General features: G+C 57.8%; 16 protein-coding genes and 1 tRNA gene. 15 read left to right on the forward strand and 2 right to left on the reverse strand.

Going from position 1 to position 18,016, the window contains the following annotated elements:
- Window positions 1-783: a flagellar basal-body rod protein FlgG gene (flgG, locus tag ACYQ15_RS17600; protein ID WP_459938802.1), complete on the reverse strand. Its 783-nt coding sequence runs from the start codon at window positions 781-783 to the stop codon at window positions 1-3.
- A gap of 28 nt (window positions 784-811) precedes the next feature.
- Window positions 812-1,588 carry a flagellar basal-body rod protein FlgF gene (flgF, locus tag ACYQ15_RS17605; RefSeq protein WP_459938803.1) on the reverse strand — a complete coding sequence of 259 codons (777 nt, stop codon included), beginning with the start codon at window positions 1,586-1,588 and terminating at the stop codon, window positions 812-814.
- A gap of 110 nt (window positions 1,589-1,698) precedes the next feature.
- Between flgF and ACYQ15_RS17610 the strand changes: the two genes are divergently transcribed.
- The 15 genes from ACYQ15_RS17610 to tal all read left to right on the forward strand — a co-directional run bounded on the left by ACYQ15_RS17610 (window position 1,699) and on the right by tal (window position 17,895).
- A tRNA-Gly gene (locus ACYQ15_RS17610) sits at window positions 1,699-1,774 on the forward strand.
- A 101-nt stretch (window positions 1,775-1,875) separates the two neighbouring features.
- The gene (locus tag ACYQ15_RS17615) at window positions 1,876-2,361 is read left to right on the forward strand and encodes a ribosome maturation factor RimP (protein ID WP_459938804.1); all 486 of its coding nucleotides are present in this window, start codon (window positions 1,876-1,878) and stop codon (window positions 2,359-2,361) included.
- Window positions 2,362-2,512: 151 nt separating this feature from the next.
- Window positions 2,513-3,952, forward strand: a complete 1,440-nt coding sequence (gene nusA / locus ACYQ15_RS17620) for a transcription termination factor NusA (RefSeq protein WP_459938805.1) — start codon at window positions 2,513-2,515, stop codon at window positions 3,950-3,952.
- 50 nt (window positions 3,953-4,002) lie between these two features.
- Window positions 4,003-4,206, forward strand: coding sequence for a YlxR family protein (locus ACYQ15_RS17625; protein WP_459938806.1), 204 nt, complete (start codon window positions 4,003-4,005; stop codon window positions 4,204-4,206).
- On the forward strand, window positions 4,196-7,105 hold the full coding sequence (gene infB, locus ACYQ15_RS17630) for a translation initiation factor IF-2 (RefSeq protein ID WP_459938807.1): 2,910 nt from the start codon (window positions 4,196-4,198) through the stop codon (window positions 7,103-7,105). Before ACYQ15_RS17625 ends, infB begins: the two co-directional genes overlap by 11 nt.
- A gap of 110 nt (window positions 7,106-7,215) precedes the next feature.
- Window positions 7,216-7,554: a DUF503 domain-containing protein gene (locus ACYQ15_RS17635; protein ID WP_459938808.1), complete on the forward strand. Its 339-nt coding sequence runs from the start codon at window positions 7,216-7,218 to the stop codon at window positions 7,552-7,554.
- The gene (gene rbfA / locus ACYQ15_RS17640; protein ID WP_459938809.1) at window positions 7,548-7,892 is read left to right on the forward strand and encodes a 30S ribosome-binding factor RbfA; all 345 of its coding nucleotides are present in this window, start codon (window positions 7,548-7,550) and stop codon (window positions 7,890-7,892) included. The genes ACYQ15_RS17635 and rbfA overlap by 7 nt, the downstream gene beginning before the upstream one ends.
- Window positions 7,870-8,883, forward strand: a complete 1,014-nt coding sequence (locus ACYQ15_RS17645; RefSeq protein WP_459938810.1) for a DHH family phosphoesterase — start codon at window positions 7,870-7,872, stop codon at window positions 8,881-8,883. Before rbfA ends, ACYQ15_RS17645 begins: the two co-directional genes overlap by 23 nt.
- A gap of 2 nt (window positions 8,884-8,885) precedes the next feature.
- Window positions 8,886-9,809, forward strand: coding sequence for a tRNA pseudouridine(55) synthase TruB (gene truB / locus ACYQ15_RS17650; protein WP_459938811.1), 924 nt, complete (start codon window positions 8,886-8,888; stop codon window positions 9,807-9,809).
- A 70-nt stretch (window positions 9,810-9,879) separates the two neighbouring features.
- Window positions 9,880-10,149 carry a 30S ribosomal protein S15 gene (rpsO, locus tag ACYQ15_RS17655; protein WP_459938812.1) on the forward strand — a complete coding sequence of 90 codons (270 nt, stop codon included), beginning with the start codon at window positions 9,880-9,882 and terminating at the stop codon, window positions 10,147-10,149.
- Between the two features lie 110 nt (window positions 10,150-10,259).
- Window positions 10,260-12,467: a polyribonucleotide nucleotidyltransferase gene (gene pnp, locus ACYQ15_RS17660; protein WP_459938813.1), complete on the forward strand. Its 2,208-nt coding sequence runs from the start codon at window positions 10,260-10,262 to the stop codon at window positions 12,465-12,467.
- Window positions 12,468-12,589: 122 nt separating this feature from the next.
- Window positions 12,590-13,378, forward strand: a complete 789-nt coding sequence (locus tag ACYQ15_RS17665; protein ID WP_459938814.1) for an ATP-grasp domain-containing protein — start codon at window positions 12,590-12,592, stop codon at window positions 13,376-13,378.
- Window positions 13,379-13,480: 102 nt separating this feature from the next.
- Window positions 13,481-15,115: a glycosyltransferase family protein gene (locus ACYQ15_RS17670; RefSeq protein ID WP_459938815.1), complete on the forward strand. Its 1,635-nt coding sequence runs from the start codon at window positions 13,481-13,483 to the stop codon at window positions 15,113-15,115.
- A gap of 37 nt (window positions 15,116-15,152) precedes the next feature.
- Window positions 15,153-16,751, forward strand: a complete 1,599-nt coding sequence (locus ACYQ15_RS17675) for a DNA repair protein RecN (protein WP_459938816.1) — start codon at window positions 15,153-15,155, stop codon at window positions 16,749-16,751.
- Window positions 16,752-16,932: 181 nt separating this feature from the next.
- A complete protein-coding gene (tal, locus tag ACYQ15_RS17680; protein WP_459938817.1) occupies window positions 16,933-17,895 on the forward strand; it encodes a transaldolase in 963 nt (320 codons plus the stop codon).
- Window positions 17,896-18,016 lie beyond the last annotated feature (121 nt).

Consider the following 18,016-nt stretch of genomic DNA (forward strand, 5'->3'; position numbering starts at 1 on the left):
TTACCGCTTGATCTGGTTGGCCGTCTGCAGCATCTGGTCGGAAGTCATGATGGCCTTGGAGTTGACCTCGTAGGCTCGTTGCCCGGTAATCAGCTTGACCATCTCCTCGACCATGTCCACGTTTGAGCCCTCAAGGAAACCTTGGGCGATGGAGCCCACATTTTCCTCTCCGGGCACGCCTTCCACGGCATCGCCGGAGGCTTCCGTCGGCAGATAGAGGTTCCGGCCGATGCTGTTCAGCCCCGGCGGATTGACGAAGGTGAACAGAGGAATATCCGCGCCGGCCAACTCCTCGCCGAACTTGTCCATGGCAACAATGCGCCCGTTTTCCGTGACCACGATATTCTGGGTTTCCATGGGGACGTTGAATTCCGGCTGCAGGGGATATCCGTTGGCGGTGACGACGCGTCCATCATTGTCCAGTTTGAAGGCGCCGGCCCGGGTGTAGGCAAAATCACCGTTTGCCTCGATCTGGAAGAAGCCGTCCCCTTCAATGGCCAGATCCAGCGGGTTGCCGGTGTTCTGGAAAGCACCGACGGAGAATTCCTTGTGTACGGTTACCGGACGTACACCCATCCCTACCTGCAGCCCGGTGGGGATGCGGTCGCCGTCGGCTGTCGCGGCGCCGGCGATTTTCAAGGTCTGGTACATCAGGTCCTCGAACTCGGCCCGGCTCTTCTTGAATCCAGTGGTGCTGATGTTGGCGAGATTGTTGGACGTCACGTCAATATTCATTTGCATGGCCATCATGCCTGAGGCGGCAGTCCATAGTGAGCGCATCATCGGAATGTTCCTCCGTTATGTTCAGTCATTACCTGGGACTTGCAACTTCGCGGATCAGTTTCTGATCCGCTTCCTGGGTGGTGTGCATCACCTTCTGATAGGCTTCGAAAGTGCGATGGGCGTCGATCATGTTGACCATCTCCTTGACCACCTCGACATTGGCGGATTCCAGATATCCCTGCGCCACCGTCACATTGTCCGCGGGCATTTCCGCGGCCTGGACTCCCGGCCGGATCCGAAACATGTTCTGTCCCAGTTTCTCCAGAACCTGCAGGTTTTCAAAGGTCACCAGATCCATGTTGCCGATGGGTTCGCCATTGGCCTGAATGTCTCCTGCCGGACCGATGACCACATTGGCGCCGGGTTCAATGTTGACCGCACCCCCGTCGACAAGAACCGGAAAACCTTGCCCGGTGACCAATTCCCCGTCCGGTGTGAGCCGAAAATTTCCGTTGCGGGTGTAGAAGTCGCCTTCCAGGGTGCGGACCTTGAAGAACCCTTCGCCGCTGAGAGCGGCATCCAGGGGATTGCCGGTCTCCCGGATCGTTCCCTGGGAAAAATCAATATGAGCCAGGGCGATGCGCGCCTGGGCCATCTCGTCGGGTACGGGCAGAAGCGACTTTTCATTGATGGCTGAAAGCGGATCCAGCATATCGTGTCCCAGGCGTGCGAAAACATCCTGGAAGGCCAGAGTTTCCCCCTTGTAGCCCGTGGTATTCACGTTCGCCAAATTATTGGCGGTATTTGCCAAGCGATGTTCCTGGGTCAGCGCGCCGAACAGGGCGTTGTACATGCTGGTTTGCATTGCGGTTCCTCCCGAATTCAGGTTATAAAGCAAATTGCAAGCCAATAATTTTAGGAAGTCTGCTTGACAAACCCCCGCTCATTGACCATATGAGGCGTTGCGAACTGCGGGCGGGTGTAGCTCAGCTGGTAGAGTACAAGCTTCCCAAGCTTGGTGTCGCGGGTTCGACTCCCGTCGCCCGCTCCACTTTCTTGCAGCATCCTGATCGGTTGCGGCCTGGCCGCAAAACAATATTGAACGAACGGGGTGGGCCATCGGGTCCACCTTTTTTTTGGATTTTTGATTACATGCAGATCTCTTCCGATTCCCGGCGCCAGCCGAACCAAATCGTACACCATCTTGAATCCCTGATTTTGCCAGTAGTTCACGGCCTTGGCCTGGAGCTGTGGGGCACGGAATATCTTGCCTCCGGGCGCAAGGGCCTGATTCGCCTCTATATCGATTGCGAGGGCGGGGTGACCATTGACCAATGCGCTCAGGTCAGTCGGCAACTGGGGCCTGCCCTGGAAATGGACGAGACCCTTCCGGGCACATTCACCCTGGAGGTCTCTTCGCCGGGACTGGAGCGCAAATTTTTTCAGCCGGCCCAGTTGGAGGCGTATATCGGGCGAACTGTGCACGCCCTGCTCCACGAGCCCAAGGATGGTTGCAAATCTTTCCGCGGGGAACTCGTTTCGGTGAACGATGCGGTTGTCACGCTGACGCACAATGCGGAGCGGATTGCATTGGCCTGGGATCAAATCAAGAAAATCAACCTGGTTCATATCTTCTAGCAAAGTCCATCCGTAGACGTTCACAAGCGGGGACCCGGTCCGGAAAGTGAGTCACTCCGGCCTCGTCGACAATGACGGCGGCAACGGGTGAGATTCGATCCCGGTCTGAGATGATTTTGACCATAAGAGCAAGTATATCCTGGAGGACGACATGAGTGCCGAACTGCGCAAGGCAATCGAGCAGATAAGCAAGGACAGAGGGATCGACAAGGATCTTCTGATTGACACCCTGGAACGTGCCGTGCGCTCCTCCGTGACGAAGAAGCTGGGCGAGGACGTGGACATTGAAGTGACCTTCAATGAGGACAAGGGCGGTTTTGATGTCTACCAGTTCAAGCGGGTGGTCCGGGAAATCGAGGACCCCGTCAGCGAAATTCTTCTGGAAGACGCCAAGAATCACGATCCGAACGTCCAGGTCGACGATGAACTCGGGTTTGAGCTGAAAGTGGAAGATCTCGGGCGCATTGCCGCCCAGTCCGCCAAGCAGGTCATTATTCAGCGCATGCGCGAGGCGGAGCAGGAAATCATCTACGAGGAGTACAAGGACCGCAAGCGCGAGATCGTCAGCGGCACCATCCAGCGCCGGGATCGTTCCGGCTGGATCATCAATCTTGGACGAACCGAGGCCCTGCTGCCCAAGGAAGAGCAGATTTCCAAGGAGCGCTTTCGGCGCGGGGACCAGATCCAGGCTCTGCTCTACGATGTCCGCAAGGAAGGGCGTGGGCCGCAGATCATTGTCTCCCGTTCCCATCCTGACTATCTGACGGTGCTTTTCAATCGCGAAGTTCCGGAAGTCGCGGACGGGTTCGTCCGGATCATGGGCGTGGCCAGGGATCCCGGCAGCCGGGCAAAAGTGGCCGTCATGTCCACGGACCGCGATGTGGATCCTGTCGGCGCCTGCGTCGGCGTTCGCGGTTCACGGATTCAGAATATCGTTCAGGAATTGCGCGGCGAGCGGATCGACATCATCGTTTGGAGCCCTGAAATCACTACCTACGCCGTGAATGCCCTCTCACCGGCCAGAATTTCCCGCATTACGGTGGACGAGGAAGACGGCGTGCTGGAAGTCGTTGTTCCGGATGATCAGCTGACGCTGGCCATCGGCCGCAAGGGCCAGAACGTCAAGCTGGCGGCCAAACTTCTGGGCTGGAAGATCGATATTTTTACCGAAAGCCGATACGGGGCCATGTACAAGGACCGCCAAAGCCTGGAGCAGCTGGCCAGCGTGGCGGAAATTCCTTTTGAAGCCTTTCTCGCGGCCGGTTTTGACGGCGCCACGGCTGTGGCCGAGGCCGAGGATGAGCAGCTTCTGACCATCCAGGGACTGGATGCGGAAAAGGTCGCCGACATTCGCTCGGCCATCAATTTCCTCGGGTTGGATGGGCGAAATGAAGACACCGACGGCGAAGAGAGCGACCCTCAAAGTGAATCCGATGCGGATGCCTCTGAGGATGATGCGGTCCGGGGTGAATCGGAAGCGGACAAAGAAGAAGATCTTGCCGTTACACGACAGGAGCAGCGTGGTTCCTCCGAGACCGAGGATGCTGAAAAGCCTGTATCGGGTGATCCCGGGCCTGCTTCCCTGAAATAATGGGGTGTCAGGATCGTCCGGAGCCAGGCCTTGCCCATGTTGCCATTCGCATGTGCGTTGTCTGCCGCAACAGGTACCCGAAGACCGAGCTGCTCCGATTCATTTCCGATCCGGAGCGGGGCCTGGTTGCGGATCCACGGCAGTGGATGCCTGGCCGGGGTTGTTATGTATGCAAAACAGAATCATGTCAGGATAAATTGACGTCGACGAGGAAACGTCGGAAGCGGTGCAAGGGAGAAATGCATGGCCAATAAGATACGTATTATGGATTTGTCTTCTGAACTTGGGATCAGCAACAAGGAACTGTTGCTGATCTTACGGGAGCTGGATATTCCGGTAAAAAGCCATGTCAGCAGCATCACCGACGAGGAGGCTGCCCAGGTTCGCGAGAAAATGCAGCGCAAAGACGCCTCCGTCGATGTTCAGCAGCGCGAGATCCAGCCGGGAGTGATCCTGCGTCGGCGCAAAAAGGTCGTTAAAGCGGAGGAAGTCGAACCGGAGGATGTTGCCGCGGATGCCCCTGTTGCCGGGCAGCCGGAGGAAACGCCCGCACCGCCTGTCCAGGAAGATGCCAAAGCCAAACCAGAACGCAAAGTGACCTCGGCTCGAATCGTCAGCCAGCCGCAATCATCGGCGAAGCCTGAAGCGGATGTCCAGGATGATCACGTTACGCCATCTTCCGAGGAGCAACCCACGGGCGCCGCGGCGGAGTTGGTTGAAGATCAGCCGGAGGCGCAATTCGAGGCTCAGCCAGGGGGCCAGCCCGGCGGTGAATCCGAAGAAGGACTCGAGGATCAATCCACGGTCCAGTCCGAGGACCAACCCGCTGACCGCCTCCCGGAAGCGGCTTCAGCCGGCGGTCCCGACGCGACCCAGGCCGATGCCGACGAGTCGACGGGAGCGGAGCCGGGGGAGGCTGCTGTTTCCGAGACGGTTCCCGCCGCGGAAGAGAAACCGAAAAAGCGCAAGCCGAAGCGAAAAGAGCCGCTGATGCAAACCGGGCCTCAGGTGCGGATCATCTCCAAGCCCGAAGCCAAGCCGGATTTTTCCTACAAGCCGGAAAGCAAGCCATATACTCCCACGCCGGTGCAGACCACCGGGGGCGAAGCTCCGGCCAGGGCCGCCGCCGAACCCAGGGCCGGTGCACCCAAGGCCGCGCCATCCGCTGAAACCGCGTCGGAGCGGAAAAAGAAGAAAAAGGGGAAGCGGACTGTTGAAATTGTCCAGACTTCGCCCTTTGCGGAGCAGGATCGATCCGATCCAAGCTGGAAAAAGAAAAAATCATCACCGGTCCAGGATCGTACCGGCGGCAAGTTCCGGACCAAGAGGGCCCGTCCGAAATCCAGGGATTCCCAGGACGACCAGTTGCTTCAGACGGGTACCCAGCCGATCAAGGCCGCCAAGCGCAAGATCCGCATGGAAGAGGCGATCCGGGTTTCCGACATGGCCAAGCAGATGGGCCTCAAGGCGCAGGAAATCATCAAGGCCCTTTTCGGCATGGGCATGATGACCACCATCAACCAATCTATTGATCAGGACACGGCTGCGCTCGTGGCTTCGGAGTTCGGGTACGAAGTGGAGCACGTCGGATTTCTTGAAGAGGGCTTCACCCAGATACTCGAGGAGGACAAGCCGGAAGATCTCGCTCCACGTCCTCCCGTGGTGACCATTATGGGCCACGTGGACCATGGAAAAACCTCGTTGCTGGACGCCATCCGCGAGACCAACGTTACAAAGGGTGAAGCCGGCGGCATTACCCAGCACATCGGCGCGTACCATGTGCAAACCAATCGTGGAATCATTACCTTTCTGGACACGCCAGGCCACGAGGCATTCACCGCGATGCGCGCCCGGGGCGCCCAGGTCACCGACCTGGTCATTCTGGTGGTCGCCGCGGACGACGGGGTCATGGAACAGACCAAGGAAGCCGTGAACCATGCCAAGGCGGCGAACGTGCCCATCGTCGTGGCCGTCAACAAGATCGACAAGGAAGACGCCAATCCCGACCGGGTCATTCGTGAGCTGAGCGAGATGGGGCTGCTGGCCGAAGCCTGGGGCGGCGACACCATTTTCGCCAATGTCTCCGCCAAGCAGCACATCGGGCTGGACGAACTTCTGGAAATGGTCCTGTTGCAGGCCGAGGTGCTGGACCTGAAGGCCAATCCGGAGAAGCGCGCCCGCGGCCGCATCGTCGAGGCCAGACTGGACAAGGGACGTGGTCCGGTGGCCACGGTGCTGATTCAGGAAGGCTCGCTCCACGAAGGCGACGTCTTTGTGTGCGGCCTGTATCAGGGCAAGGTTCGGGCCATGCTGGACGACAAGGGGCAGAAGATCAAGGAAGCCGGGCCATCCTATCCGGTTGAAGTGCAAGGCTTCGACGGGCTGGCCGAATCCGGCGACGAATTCGTGGTCGTGGCCGATGAAAAGATCGCCCGCCGTATCGCTTCCGCCAGGCAGACAAAAGAACGTGAAAAGACCCTGGCCAAGGCAAGCAAGGTCACCCTGGACAGCTTTTTGGCATCCAAGGCGGCCGGTGAGACCAAGGTGTTGAACCTGGTCATCAAGACCGATGTTCAGGGCTCAGCGGAAGCGGTTTCGGAGTCCCTGCTGAAGCTGTCCACGGATGAAGTCCGGGTGCAGATCGTCCATTCCGGAGCCGGCGCCATCACCGAGTCCGACGTCATGCTGGCCGCGGCATCATCGGCCATCGTCATCGGGTTCAACGTGCGGCCCATGGCCAAAGTCAAGGAAGTTTCCGAATCCGAAAGCGTTGAAATCCGTTTCTACGACATTATCTACAACCTGGTGAACGACATCCGCGATGCCATGACCGGCATGCTGTCGCCCATTATTCGGGAGTCCTATCTGGGCCAGGCCGAGGTTCGCCAAACCTTCAGCGTGCCCAAGATCGGCATGGTGGCAGGTTGCGCGGTCATGGACGGCAAGCTGTTGCGCAATGCCAAGATTCGCTTGCTGCGTGAAGGCGTCGTCATCTACACCGGCAAGCTCAGTTCCCTGAGACGCTTCAAGGAAGACGTCAAGGAAGTGGCGAAAGGCTTCGAATGTGGCGTCGGTCTGGCCAATTTCAACGACATCAAGGTCGGCGACGTTATTGAAGCCTTCGAGGAAGTATCCGAAAAGGCCACGTTGTAATCCAGGTTTCACGGTTCAGCATCGTGCTGGGCCGTGAAACCTCCTGCATGCGAAATCGTTCTCGGGAATGTCCGCCCATTGCATCCTCTATCCAAAAGTAGTGTTTTTTCATGATTATCGGTCTGCTCCGACTGGAATTTCGCCTGCACGGGAACGACTCCCTCAAGGGCAAGCGCAAGGTGGCGCAAAGCTTGAAACAGAAGCTGCGCAACAAGTTCAATGTCGCCGTTTCCGAAGTGGAGGCGCTGGACGAACATGAACGCCTGGTGCTGGCCGTGGTTGCGGTTGCCAATGAAGCCGGGCGCGTAGAAAGCCGCCTGCACAAGGCCATGTCGCTGGCCGAGGCTGCAGCGCCGGCGGAGTTCGTTAGCGGAAACACGGAAATTTTTCGATCATCGCAGGATCCCATGGAAACCCGTGCGGACCTGCTGGAGGGCGGCTCATGGTAAAGCACGGAACTCCGTCCCGGCGATCCATTCGTCTCGCGGACATGATCCAGCGGGAACTGGCCCAGATGCTTCAGGAAGAGGTGCAAGATCCCCGTCTGGAACTGGTCACCATCAGCGGGGTGAAGCTCAACTCCGATCTGACCGTGGCCAAGGTTTTTTATACCTGCACCGACGACCCGGTACGGTTGGAGGAAATTGCCGATGGCCTGGCCAAAGCCAAGGGCTATCTGCGTGCCCTTCTGGTCAAGCGACTGGATCTGCGCGCCACCCCGGAATTGCGCTTTGAACGGGACACCTTTCTCGAGGACATGATCTATGACGGCCACAGCCAAAGCTAGATCCGAGCAGAACTGGGCCAGGGTCCTGAAGCTCTTCCTGGAGCAGGATCATTTTCTGGTTGCCGCGCACAATAATCCGGACGGCGACGCCTTGGGATCCACCGTGGCCCTGGGATGGATGCTGGAGAAGCTGGGCAAGACCTATGCGCTGTACAATGAATCTTCCGTGCCGGAGCGGTTTTCCTGGCTGCGCTTCCCCAGTCCACTGCGAAATTCGCTGCCCGAATGGGATCCCAAATGGTATATCCTGTTGGATTGCGGAGATGTCCGGCGGGTTGGATCGGAACTGGCCGGCCGCCTGCCCATGGACAGGACCGTGAACATTGATCACCACATCAGCAACGGCGGCTTCGGGAGCATCAATCTGGTCGAGGCGGATCGTTCTTCCGTCGGCGAAATGATTGGCTATCTCGGTCTGGATCTGGACATCCCCCTCAGCGGTCCCCTCGGCGAGGCGATCTATCTGGCCTTGGTCACGGATACCGGCTCCTTCAGTTTCGAAAATACCGGCCCCAGAGTGCTTGAACTGGCAGCGCGGATTATACGCCACGGCCTCAATCCCGGAACCTTCAACGCCCGGTTGCAGAACCAGTGGCGGATGAACAGGTTGAAGTTGATGGGCGACGTGCTGCGCGGGGCCAAAGTTTACAATGATGGCCGCATCGGCCTGATCGCCATTCCCGAGGCACTGCGCCAAGAACATCAGGCCACCATTGAAGACTGCGACGATTTCGTGGACTACATCCGCCGCGTCAAGGGAGTGCGTATCGCTGTCAGTCTGCGTGAGGACGAGCCCCGCAAGATCAAGTTCAGCCTGCGTTCTTCCGGCGATGTCGATGTGGAGGGGATCGCCTCGGCCGTCGGAGGGGGAGGGCACAAGAACGCCTCCGGAGGCGAGCTGCGCAATACCCTGGAGGATGCTGAAGCCATTTTGGTTCGAATGATCGATCGGTACTTGGCTCTCGAGGACAAGAATCGCTCTTCGGCCTGACCATGCCTGCTTTCCCTCGACCAGCCCAAGCCCACGGAGTGCTTGTCCTGAACAAGCCGTCCGGACCGACGTCCACATACTGCCTGGAGCAGATCAAGCGCACTCTGGGGCAGAAGAAGATCGGCCACGCCGGAACCCTCGACCCTCTGGCCCAGGGCGTGTTGCTGGTTCTTCTGGGACAGGCCACCAAGATCGCCGCCTATCTCACGGAAGGCCGAAAGCAGTATCAGGGCGTGTTGCGCTTGGGTGTGGAAACAGATACTTATGATGTTTTGGGAAAGACGGTGCGGACCGTCGACTGCGGCGCGCTGACCGCAGTGCAAGTCCGGACAGCCGTACAGGAGTGGCTGGAGCATCTTGAGCAGGAGGTGCCGCCGTATTCAGCGGCCAAACATCAGGGCCGCCCCCTGTATGCCTTGAGCCGGGCCGGGCTGGATGTCCCGGTGAAACGAAAACCAATTCAAATTTTTCAGGCGGAGGTCTTGGATGTCGACCTTCCCCTGGTGCGCTTCCGGGTGGAGTGTTCCGCCGGCACCTATATTCGTTCCCTGGTCCACAGCCTGGGGATACGCCTGCGGTGCGGGGCCGTGCTGGAAGAATTGATCCGGGAGCGCAGCCATCCCTTCGACCTTGACCAGGCCCACGGCTTGCAAACCGTGCTGGATACGCCGGAGACATTCGATCGGAACGTGATCGCGGTGCAGGATGCGTTGCCGCACTTTCCACGATATGTTCTCTCTGCCGAACTGGCCCGGAAGGTTCGCCACGGCGCGAAGGTGCCTTGGAATCCGCCGGGTCAGGTGACTCCGTTGGAACCGGGTGCACGCGCCCTGTTCCTGGATGACCAGGAACTCCCTCTGGCTCTGGTCGAGCTCAAAGAAGTGGATGGTCAACGACAATGGACAGTGCTTCGCGGACTTTTCTGATCCGCCGAGCCCGGATTGAACCGGATCCCATTCATTTCCCGAAGTGGATCAACCCCAGGAGGATATCGCTGTGGTCATGAGTTTGGAAGACAAAACCCGAGTTATCGAGGAATACCGGCTGAAGGACGGTGATACGGGTTCGCCCGAAGTGCAGGTGGCCTTGCTTACCCACCGCATCAACGACCTGACCGGACACTTCAAGACCCACAAGAAAGACTTCCACTCCCGGACCGGCTTGCTGAAGCTGGTCGGAAAACGCAGAGGCTTGTTGAACTATCTGAAAAACAAGGATATTCAACGGTATCGCAGCCTCATTGAGCGACTTAATCTGCGCAAGTAGTCACCGCGCGTCAAACAGGGGTCCCGGTCTTGCGGCATACCGGCCCGGTGCCTGCGCCGCACTGTTCGGGCCCCTCCACTCACTCTATTGCAAGGATGCAAAAATATATCATGAATGATCTCAAGAACTGCACACGCCTGACGACGAATCTGAACGGCAAGGAAATCATATTGGAAACCGGCAGAATGGCTAATCAGGCTGACGGAGCCGTTTGGGTTCAATGCGGCGATACCGTGGTTCTGGTCACTGCCGTGGCCCAGACACTGGACAGGGAGGTTTCCTTTCTGCCCCTGACGGTGAATTATCAGGAAATGTCCTATGCCGCGGGCCAGATCCCGGGAAACTACTTCCGCAGGGAAATCGGCCGCCCCAGCGACAGGGAAACCCTGGTCTCCCGCGTCATCGATCGGCCCATCCGGCCCATGTTTCCCAAGAAATTTCCCATGGAAGTCCAGGTCATCGCAACGGTCCTGTCCTCGGATCCGGACAACGATCCGGATGTCCTGGCGCTCACCGGGGCATCGGCAGCGCTGCATATTTCCAGAATCCCCTTTGCGGGTCCCATTGCCGGGATCAGGATCGGCTGCATCAACGGCGAATTCGTGCTCAATCCCAGTTACAAGGAACTTGCCGAAAGCACCCTGAATCTCGTCATGGCCGCATCACGCGATGCCGTGGTCATGGTGGAGGCCGGAGCGACTTTTGTTCCGGAATCCCTGATCACAAAGGCTCTGGAATGGGGGCAGCAGCAGCTCATTCCGTTGCTGGATCTGCAGGACCAACTGCGGGAAAGCGCCGGCAAACCCAAGCTTGTTCCCAAGCCGAACGTCATTGATCCGGAGCTGTCTGCGCTGGTGCGTGGTTTGGCTTTGGACAAGTTGGAAGAGGCCCTGCGGATTCCGGAAAAGGCGGCACGCAAGGAAGCCCAGAAGTGCGTTCATCAGGAAGTTCTGCAAGGTCTGGTGGATCGTTGCGTGGACGTTCAACTCCTGGGTTCCCAGATCAACGATATCCTGGAAGCTCTCGAAAAAGAGGTGATGCGAGCCCGCATTCATCGGGAGAACGTTCGACTGGACGGTCGGGACCTGACCACGGTGCGCCCCATCGACATCCAGGTCGGCCTGCTTCCGCGAACCCATGGCTCGGCCCTGTTCACCCGCGGCGAGACCAAGGCCCTGGCCGTGGCCACCATGGGCAGCATCCGCGACGAGCAGCGACTGGATACCCTGGGCGGCGAAAGCACCAAGCGCTTCATGCTCCATTACAATTTCCCGCCCTACTGCGTGGGTGAGGCCCGGATGCTGCGCGGGCCAAGCCGCCGGGAAATCGGTCACGGGCAATTGGCGGAACGCGCCCTGACGCCGGTCCTGCCCCAGCCCGAGGACTATCCTTTTACGTTGCGCATTGTTTCCGAAGTCATGGAAAGCAATGGTTCGTCCTCCATGGCCACGGTCTGCGGCGCGTCGCTGGCCTTGATGGATGCCGGCGTGCCCATCACCGAAGCCGTGGCCGGGATTGCCATGGGGTTGATCAAGGAAGGCGACGATTATCTTGTCCTGACGGACATTCTCGGCGCCGAGGACCATCTGGGCGACATGGACTTCAAGGTTGCCGGGACTGTTGCCGGCATTACCGCGATCCAGATGGACATCAAGATCGGCGGCATCCCCACCAATGTGCTCAGCAGGGCGCTGGATCAGGCCAGGGACGCCCGGCTGCACATCCTGGAGCAGATGAATGCGGTCATGGATAAGCCGCGTGAAGAGCTGTCGCCGTATGCGCCGCAGCTCAGCGTCGTGCATATTAATCCGGAAAAAATCCGCGAAGTGATCGGACCCGGCGGAAAGACCGTCAAAGCCATCACCGCGGCCACCGGCGCTTCCGTGGACATCGACGATTCCGGCAAGATATCCATCTTTGCGCCCACCAAGGAAGCCTTGAACATGGCCGTGGATATGGTCACCTTCTACAACCAGGTTCCGGAAATCGGAAAGGATTATACCGGGCGGGTCAAGAAGATCATCGAATTCGGCGCCGTGGTGGAAATATTGCCCGGCGTGGAAGGATTGGTGCACGTCTCGCAGCTGGATACTTCACGGGTGGAGCAGGTTGCCGACGTAGTCCAGCTTGGCCAGGAACTGAAGGTCAAGGTGATCGAGGTCGAGCCCTCGGGCCGGGTGCGCTTGTCCCGCAAGGCCGTGATCATGGAAGAGCGGGGCGAGGAATTCGACATGGCCTCGGCGGTCAGACCTTCCGGGCCTCGCCGGGAAGGTGGCCGGGACCGTGATCGCGGTCGCAATGACAGGCAACGGCGATAGTCTTTGCAATCCAGACACTCCTGTCCATCCTGAAACAGGCATGGAGACGATCCACAAAAATACAGGCGCTTCGGCGCCTTTTTTTGTTGAATGCAGTCAAGCAACGCAACAACGGAGAGGGCATGGGTCTTTCTCCGTACGCTAAAATTGGCATTGGGCGTCAACTCCGGCACTGTCCGTCCGTGCATTGTCTGAGAGTTCGCGGCAACCTTTCCGACTATTCCTCAAAAGAGTTGGAGCTGATCCGGAAGGCATCAAAGATCTATTTTCCGACCATCCTGATGGCGGAAGCCTTGAGTGCCATGGACAAGCCCATTTTTCCGAGCATCCAGACCATCCGCTATGCCGGAGATAAAATTCGGCAGACCCAGCTTTTTCAACTGCTTGGACTTTCAATACCGCGGACACGCATTTACTATGGACCTCGACAAAAAAAAGTCATTCTGGATGATTTCACCTTTCCCTTTATAGCCAAAGTGCCGCGCAACTCATCGAAAGGCCAGGGGGTCAGCCTGATCCAAAATCAGGACCAGCTTGAACGGTATACGCACTTGCCCCATCCCGCCTACATCCAGGAGTATCTGCCCATCCGGCGGGATATCCGCATCGTCGTGCTCGGCCGCAAGCCCGTGCATGCCTATTGGCGCGAGGCACGCGCCGGTGAATTTCGGACCAATATTTCCCAGGGCGGTAAAGTCGTTCTGGACCCCGTTCCCGAAAAGGCGCTGAAACTGGCCATGCAAACCGCCGTGGAATGCCGGTTCGATCTGGTGGGCCTTGATGTCTGTCTCTACGGTGGTGAGGCCTATCTGCTGGAGGCGAACATGACGTTTGGCATGGACGGCTTTAAGAAAGCGGGTTTGGATTTTCGCGCGATACTCAGGGACATGGTGGAGAATGGTGAGATCTGATTGCCACGCGGAGGCAGAGTTGGTGAGGATTCATCATAGAAGCACTCTGGATGTGAAAAGTCCGCCGAAAGCTGAAGCGAACATATCGCGTGAGGTCGCAGCATGCGGATTTGCGTAATCAACTGCGTTCTTCAGGACGAATTGTCGCGTCTGGGACATGAAGTCCTGGCCCTGCATCCGACGCCGGGAATATGCGATCTTCCGGCCTTGCTGGATAGTCATGCCTTTGAGCCGGATGTTGTTGTACAGCAGGAGACATTGGGAGCGCGCATTCTTTTGCAAGGGCTGGGAAAAATTTCGTGCCTGAAAATCTATTGGTCCATTGACACGCACTTGAATTCCTTCTGGCAGGAAGAATACTCCCGGCTGTTTGACCTCACATGCTCCACCCAGAAACAATGGGCCAGATATTTACAGGATCAGGGTGCTTGCCGTACTGCATGGCTGCCCTGGTTCGGTCGGCGTCTGCCTTGGCACCCCTGGAGCCGCCGACGGCATGATGTCGGTTTCGTCGGCCGGGTCACCAGGCATCGCCCATCCCGGGAGCGTTTCGTCTCGTTTCTCGGGCAGCGGTACAATCTGCGGTTGACGCAGGAAGTTCCCTTTCAGCAGATGCTGCAAATCTATCAGGACACCAGGCTGGCTCCCAACGAATCCATCTTCGGGGAAATCAATTTCCGGCTCTTTGAGGCCGCGTCATGTGGCTGTCTCGTCTTGAATCCAGCTCCCATTCCCGGTCTGGAGGAGCTTTTCACTCCTGATCGGGAAGTCGGCGTCTTCAGGCATGCCCTGGAACTCGGAAGCATGATCAGCCACTTCCTGAACAACTTGCATGCTGCCGAAAAAACGGCCAAGGCGGCCTGGGCCAGAGTGCAGGAGGAACATCTCCCGGAGCACCGGGCGAAATCCCTGCTGGCCTTGATCGAGGAGAATCTGGTCGGCATTTTGATGAAAAGCAGGGAATCTTCGGAGTTGGACTGGGTGTTGACCCTGTATCGGCTTTGGCAGGCCCGGCGAGCTCCTGTTTCTGACCAGGTGCTGCTGGATCTGCTTCTGGCCCTGCCTGAATCTCCACGCAAGCGTAGCGCCCTTCTGGGCTTTTGGATGGGCGTGGACAGGCGAGACATGGTCGCCCATGATCTGGCTGCGATTCTTCAGGCCAACTTGCATGCCGAGGACAAGACGCTTAACCGCACCGCCTCGCTGTCCGCGCTGCTTCTTGGGGATCTTTCGACGGCAAAGGCGTTCTGGTTGCGATATTTCGCATCATCCCGAGAATATGTTATTCTAACGCCTACGTCACAAAAAATGTATCTCTGTTGGGCAAAGGAGTTTCAACGAGAGGGTCGTTTGACTCGGCGGGGTTTTGTATACGATCATGAGCGACAATTAGCTGAATGCGCACTGGAATGCTATATTTTGGCACATAGAATGGATCCACGTGATATGGAAGTATGTCGGACCATGGATGCATTGCTTGATAAGGAGCAGGGCTTTGAGCCTATCAGACTTTCGCTGCTTTCGCACATGACTTTGCATCACCCCCAAAACTGGCTGGCTGGATTGAAACTGGGGCTGGTCAATCTCCAAGAGTTCAGGCTAGAAGAAGGTTTGGAGGAGTTGCTCCTGGCAGGATCGCGTGCCGCCAAACAGAACCAGGATCAGAAATTTCAAAATGCACTCGCCGCTGCCGATCCGGACGGTTCCATCAGGGCCACTCTGAGCTTTTCAACCTGATTTTTCATGACGCCAAGCCATAACCCGAAATTATCCCATGCTTGAACTGCTGCGAATCCGTAAACTTGCCTTGATTGATGACCTGGAACTGGAATTCGGTTCCGGTCTGAATGTGATCACCGGCGAAACCGGAGCCGGCAAGTCGTTCATTCTCCGAGCCCTGGATTTCCTGCTGGGTGAGAAATTAGCCGTGAATATGGTACGCCCTGGCCATGACAAGGCTCAGGTGGAGGCCATGTTTGTCCTCAATGAGAACGGTTCACCGACAGAGACGCTCATCCGTCGCGAACTTTCCGCGGATACCGGACGTTCCCGAGTCTGGGTCAATGACGATTTGGCATCCCAGGAAAGCCTGAAGCGCCTGCGGGTCAAGCTGGTTCTGCATGCCAGTCAGCACTCCCAGCAGCAGTTGCGACTGCCCTCGTTCCATGTGCGGTTACTGGACCGGTTTCTCAGCCAACCGGATTTGGTGCGTGAAAAAGAGCAGCGGCTTGCGGCAGTGAATGCGCTTGTTGAGCAGAAAAGTCAGCTTGAAGACCGGTTGCGCGGCCTGCGGGAACGGCGGGACCTGCTCGAGTATCAACGTTCCGAAATCGCCAAGGTTCAGCCAGTCCATGGTGAGGAAGAGGAACTGGAAACCCGCAAGCAGACCCTGCGCGACCAGGCTCAGATCCAGCAAAATGCGGGAATGGCCCTTGAACTGCTCTGCGCACCGGACTCCGGATTGCATGACGCACTGGCGAAACTGCACAAGGCGGTTCTTTCGCTGACCGGGACTCATCCGGAACTGGGGGGAGATGCTGCCGTGCTTTTGAATTTTTCAGAGCAGGCTCATGATCTCGAAAAACGGTTGCGTGGCTTGTCCCGAATCCAGAGCGCACAGGGAGAACTGGAATCCATTGAGGCCAGGCTTTGGGAGCTTTCTCAGCTCAAGCGCAAGCTCAAAAGGCCGTTGCACGAAATTCTCCAGCTCAAGGATGAAGTCGAAGCCAACCTTTCCTTCCTGGATTCCTCCGGCCTGGACCTGAAGCAGTTGGAGCGCCGGTATGAGGCAGCCAAGTCGGAATTGTCCGACATCCTGAACGCACTGAACGCGGAACGCCGACAGGCCGCGCTGGAACTGAGCGCCAAGCTGTCCAGTGAATTGCGCGAACTGGGCTTTTCGGAGCACCTGAAAATCGAATTCACATTTCACCCCCACGATATTTCACACGGATTGACCGAAGACCGGCCGCGCCTGCTCTGGGCGCCCAATCCGGGGCAGCCTTTTCAGCCGCTGGAAGACATTGCCTCCGGCGGCGAGTTGTCCAGGGTACTGCTCGCCATTACGGGGCTGATCGCCGATGCGGACAACCCCACACTGATTTTCGACGAAGTGGATGCCGGTATCGGAGGCATGACCCTGAACAAGGTCGGAGAACGCCTGCGAAATCTGTCCGTCCTGCAACAGGTCGTGGTAATCACCCACTGGCCACAACTGGCGGCCCAGGCGGACAAACATTTTCAGGTCCGCAAAGAGGTAGTTGAGGGAGACACCTATACCCGGTGCACTCCTCTGGACGGCACGGCGCGGGATGAGGAGCTGAAGCGGATGACCGGCGGCGGCTGGAGTGTTGAGGAAAGTATTGGCAATTGACGGCATGTTCTTATTTATTCCATGAAGAAACGCAGTGCTGTTTACCGATGTATCTTCAGGTAGCGTCAACTGTTCACCCTCGATCCGACTTTGCCATGCTTCACGCTCACGCTGACCTTCGCAGGCTGCTGCCTCCCATCAAACCCAGCCGGCGATGAACACTTGAACGAAAGGAGTCCCTATGCCCAACCTTCTGGATCAGCTCAAGGAACATTCCACGGTTGTCGCGGATACCGGTGATTTTTCGAGCATTAAGGAATATCACCCTCAGGACGCCACCACCAACCCCAGTTTGATCGTCAAGGCCGTTGCCATGGACGAGTACAAGGATCTCGTGGACAAGGCCATTGACGATGCCCAGGCCGGCGCTCCGTCCACCGAGGCTTTCCTGGTACTGGCCATGGACAAATTGTTCGTCGCCTTTGGGAGGGAGATCCTGAAGATCGTTCCTGGTCGCGTTTCTACCGAAGTGGATGCCCGGCTCAGCTTTGACGTCCAGGGCTCCGTGGACAAGGCCCGGACACTTATCTCACTGTATGAGCAAGCCGGAGTGGACCGGGAGAGGGTGCTGGTCAAGCTGGCCAGCACATGGGAAGGAGTAGCCGCGGCCAGGATTTTGGCCAAGGACGGCATCCGCTGCAACATGACCCTGCTTTTTTCCTTTGCCCAGGCTGTGGCCTGCGCCGAGGCCGGAGTGCAGCTCATATCGCCCTTTGTCGGAAGGATCATGGACTGGTACAAGGCCCACGAAGGCCGAGCCGGATATCCTCCCCATGAAGATCCCGGCGTGCATTCCGTGACCCGGATCTACAATTATTACAAGAAGCACGACTATCCCACCGAGGTCATGGGCGCAAGCTTCCGCAATGCGGGAGAAATTATTGAACTGGCCGGTTGCGACCTGCTGACCATCAGTCCGAACCTGCTCCGGGAACTGCGGGAAGGCGAAGGAACGGTGGAGCGCAAACTCAGCCCGGAAATGGCCCGGGAGTCCGGAGAAGACAAGATCTCCCTGGATGAAAAATCATTTCGCTGGATGCTCAATGAAGATCAGATGGCCACGGAAAAACTTTCCGACGGTATCCGGCTCTTTGCCGCGGATGCCGTCAAGCTGGAAAAATTGATCCTGAAGAAGAGAAAGTAGGCGGAGTCTTTCAGATGTTTGAAGGCGGTACTGTTGCGTCAGTGCCGCCTTCTAGTGTTTTCGGCAGGGTGTCCTATGTACAAGGTTTATGCGGCACGAGACGGCACTAGGCCGTACATGC

This window comes from Desulfonatronum parangueonense, assembly GCF_054656975.1.